This is a genomic window from Pseudomonas sp. Sample_20 (assembly GCF_004307585.1).
GTDB lineage: Bacteria > Pseudomonadota > Gammaproteobacteria > Pseudomonadales > Pseudomonadaceae > Aquipseudomonas > Aquipseudomonas atacamensis.
The window spans coordinates 1-4433 of sequence record NZ_RCOA01000120.1; the positions used below are offsets into that span (position 1 = coordinate 1).

Consider the following 4433-nt stretch of genomic DNA (forward strand, 5'->3'; position numbering starts at 1 on the left):
GGGTGGAGAGGTTGGGGGAGGGGATGGTATTGCCTAGGTGGGTGAGGCCGTGAATTGAAGAGGAGGTCTCCATTTTTTTTGTGTCTCAGTCGGTTCGTGCCTGGGCTGGTGTATCGGTTCTGGTCCTTTCGGACAAAAAAGAGAGCGGACAAGGAATTTGCATTTTCTTCAGGCCAATTGAGCCACGCCCATCTCAAACAATCCAGAACCGCTGGATCCATATATGTGTTGGTCGGTTTCTCTTGAAGACGATGCCCCCAAGGAGCGGCTCCTTTTAAAATCTCAGCAGTCTATGAACCTTTTGGGGTCACTGAAAAAGTGACTGAAAACTCTGTCGTGCGAGCTTTTAGCTCGATTGCAGCGTAAGCCAATGGATGCCAAATCGTCATATAATTGGCGCCATATTTTAATTAAGACATTTTTTTGACTTGTCCTCTTGAAAGGCCATTTGCCATCCCCATATCTATCTTGTGGTGATGCAGTGCTAACTTTCATAAGGATAAAAAGAATGACAGCTCCTCAAATGATTGACCGCTTCAAGGGGGCGGATGGTCGTGCCCTGCTAGTAGAAGTGCTTCAGGAACAACGATTAATTTTGGGTAAAGAAGATCTAGCCGCCCGTCTTGCGGAGGTCGGTGAATTGGTCGAGTTTCAAAGTGGTTTTCAGTTCATCACGCAAGGTGATCGCGATACAGAGGTCTACTTCATCATCACTGGCTCAGTTGAGGTGAGAGTTCATGATCGGGCAATTGCGGTACGTGGGCCGCAGGATCATGTGGGGGAGATGTCCGCACTGGTTCCTACAGCGACACGTTCTGCAACGGTAATCGCTACTGAACCCACACTAGTATTGAAAGTGACAGCTACTGATTTCAAAACTGTCGCAGATAATCACCCTTCGGTGTGGCGCCATGTGACCAAACAGCTCGTTGAGCGGCTGACTCAGCGTAACCAACATGTACGCCCCTCTCATGAAGCAGCTCTCGTGTTCATCATTTGCTCGACTGAAGCCCTTCCGGTAGCGCGCGAGATTGAAAACCACTTTGCCCACGACAAGTTCTTCGTGAAAATTTGGACAGAGGGTACGTTCAGGGCATCTCAATATGCTCTCGAGAGTCTTGAGGATCAGCTTGATGAAAGCGATTTCGCAATCGCGATCGTCACACCTGATGACCTGGTTGAAAGCCGCGACGAGAGTCAGTTTGCACCGCGTGACAACGTCATTTTCGAGCTGGGCATGTTTGTAGGCAGGCTCGGTCGCAGTCGTTCCTTCCTTGTCGAGCCTCGGGGCGATGAGGTCCGACTTCCATCAGACCTCAAAGGCATCACCACTATTGGCTACTCAACACGGAAGGCACAGGATCTCAGTTCACGCCTTGGCCCGGCTTGCAATCAGATGCGTGAGATCTTCAATGAGCTAGGCCCGAAGTGATTTCCAAGGACCTTACTTACACCGCTTGCATTGAGGGGCGCCTGTTGCGTCCCCGTTCGGGAGAGGATTATGAGCAAAAACTGGAATCATGAGCGGGCGCTTCAGCACATCAACAAGAAGCTGAACGACGTTGAGAGTGTCACCATCAAGAACTACATCCGCGACATGTCGTTGGAGTCTATCCCAACGAACGTTGCATATCGGGTTGATGGTGTTCACCTTTACGCAGATATCCAAAATTTAACTGACATGCTGAACATCACGGCAGTCGAAGGTACAGACTGCCATAAGCGCACGTTGCGTTTTCTGGATCAGCACTACCGTGCGGTGAAACGTATATTGGATCGTGTTGATGGTCGCCGTGTGGACTTTCACAGCCAGCGGCTGCACGCACTGTTCACAAAACCCTATAACAGTGAGGCGAGTGCCGAGCAAAAACGGGTGCAGCGTGCGGTGGCCACCGCACAACTTATCGTCGATGTATTAGCTGAGACTGGGGACGATGACCAGCAAATTCCGGCAGCGAAGGTGCGCATTGGTATCGATAGCGGCTTGGCTCTGGCTGTCAATAACGGCCGCAATGGTTACCGTGAGCCATTGTTCTTGGGAGATCCAGCGAATCATGCGGCTAAGCTAGCAAGTAACAATTCCACTCGCGGTATCTATCTCACCAATGCTGCTCGAATAGCTATCGATCTCGATGAGAAGGATTTTCCCGAAAAGTCGCCCCTCACAAAAGAGGAGGTGAAAGTTTGCCAAGACGCGGCGAAGCTCGATGTGACTACGGAGGAAATCATCGAAGAGTGGCGTGAAGATCTGAGTAACAATCCCATCGGTAACTTTCAGTTCTCTCGCCAGACACCGCCGCTTAGCGACATGGATATCTTGGCCCTGACGCCAGCCAACTCTAAGCGTCAGGAGATGATTAGCCTGTACGCGGATATCGACGGTTTCACGTCTTACGTTGCCGATAATATCGACGAAAACGCTGAAGATGTGGTTCGAACGCTGCATGTGCTTCGTGCGGAAATGGAGCGGGTAGTCACCTCTGATTTCAAAGGGCGTCGAGTGCGATTTATTGGCGACTGTATCCAAGCCCTCACCTGCGATGGGACGGCACAAAATACTGACGAAGAAAAGTCGGTTTCGGATGCGACTCGCCTCGCAGGCGCACTGCGCAGCAGTTTCAATCTTTCTATTGAAAGACTGAAGGAGTCGGGTTACGAAACAGGCAGTCTCGGCTTGGCAATTGGTTTTGATTTGGGTCCTATTGCTGTGACTCGCCTAGGTCGCAAGGGGGATCGTGTCCGTTGTGCGATCGGTCGGAAAGTTGTGGAGTCTGAGAGCCGCCAGTGTGCCTGTAAAGGGGATGAAAGTGCCATCGGCCAAGCCGCATATGACGCGGCTTCTGCGGCGGTACAGAAGTTGTTCGGTGCTCGGAAGAAAGTAGCAAATCTCAATTATGTGGAGGCTACTGAGGCTTTGGCTGACGACGGAGATGATTCGGCGAAGCAGGCACGCGCTGCTGCTTATACTGGAACTCCATCAATCATCAAGTCAGATGAGCGAGTGATCGAACCGTATATGGCTCTTGTTATTGGCGAAAGGGACTCGCGTTGAGCGAGGCTCTAATCTTACTGACACAAATCGCTCCCGATTTCGGGGGCATTTGTGTTCAATCTAGGGATAAAGTAGGCGACTTAAGCCTGCCGATTCGACTTGTCGATGGGAGGACGATTCCTTACAGCTTAGAGCTCTGGGACTATGACGGAGTAGTTTCTGTGCGCGAGAAAATTGCCGATCATCTACCAGCATTTTGTCCCGAGCGGCACATTAATTCTGACGGTACCTTCTGCCTAAGCTATTCACCGGTCCAGTCACTGAAGATTGAGGACGAGGATAGCGCTCGCGTATGGATGGAGACTCTCTACAAGTTTCTGAAGCTCCAAGAGCGTGCTAGGTTGCAGCGTAAATGGCCTAACGACAAGGCATGGGCACATGGTGGCGCAGCTCACCATCAGTTACGAGCTCAGGCTGCGGCCAGCGTACTGGGGGATAGAGTTGTAAGCGCGCTTTCATCTCACCAGCTTTCGGTCAAACGGCGTCATTCAAAGGGCCGTGCGGTCTTGGAGTTGATCTATCAGGGTGCTTGTTTATACCGTGTGTGGGAGGCAACAAAAAAGGTCGTCAATCAGAGAAGGCGGTGCTTTTGCAGCAGTTCTGGCAAGCAACGTCTTAAGTCGCTTCGAAAATGTGCTAATCACGGTGCGCAAGCAGCCGAGTTGGTGTTTGCGCTACAAGATTGGGAACGAGAAGAAAACCACTACTGGGAGATCATGCGTGGGAAGGGTTGCTGTCAGACTTGCGATGCCTGTCCGCTTGCAAAGACTGGTTAAAAAGCTCAAATGGGAGCTTTTATAAAATCTGAATAATTCATCTGCATTTTTTGAATACTGCCCCGGAGTAGGAGCGGAGTTAGTTTACGTCATCAGATCTATTGCCCAATCGTTTTCCGCCACCGATACCGCAAGAATGAAAAAAGTTTTTTATCGCAGTGATCCTCGCCGTTGTCTCTAGACCTCCGCCATTTTCTCTCGTCTGTTTAGGCAGGGGACGGATATGTCCCGGGGTCGGAGACGAATGAGGTCCAGATAAACCCAATGTTTAAAAAGAAATCTCCAGTCACGCTCCTGGGCTACACATCCTTGCGCCTTTGCCTACAGCTGCGCCAGAATCCGCCGGCTTGTGCGCCTTGAGGGCGGGTTCTATTGTGGTCGGGTCGCTGACGAATCAGCGATCGGGTTTGGTAGCCCGGCTTAGACTTGGCGCATAGCGTCACCGGATACAGTCCTTTTGGGGCTGTTGCTTTATGGTGGCCATGCGCAGGGCGTCTTCGGGCGCGCCGGTTTTCCAAGTCACCGGTCTACCAACCTTCGTATGGCCACCACCCCTTCGTTTGGTAGCGAAAAGATGATGGCTCCTTTTCTATGATTTGGAGATT

Annotated in this window: 2 protein-coding genes; both read left to right on the forward strand. The window is 51.2% G+C overall.

Annotated features, from left to right (window positions below):
• Positions 1 to 508 precede the first annotated feature (508 nt).
• The gene (locus D8U70_RS23430; protein WP_130929841.1) at positions 509 to 1432 is read left to right on the forward strand and encodes a TIR domain-containing protein; all 924 of its coding nucleotides are present in this window, start codon (positions 509 to 511) and stop codon (positions 1430 to 1432) included.
• A gap of 69 nt (positions 1433 to 1501) precedes the next feature.
• Positions 1502 to 3052: an adenylate/guanylate cyclase domain-containing protein gene (locus tag D8U70_RS23435; protein ID WP_130929842.1), complete on the forward strand. Its 1551-nt coding sequence runs from the start codon at positions 1502 to 1504 to the stop codon at positions 3050 to 3052.
• The last annotated feature ends 1381 nt before the right edge of the window (positions 3053 to 4433 follow it).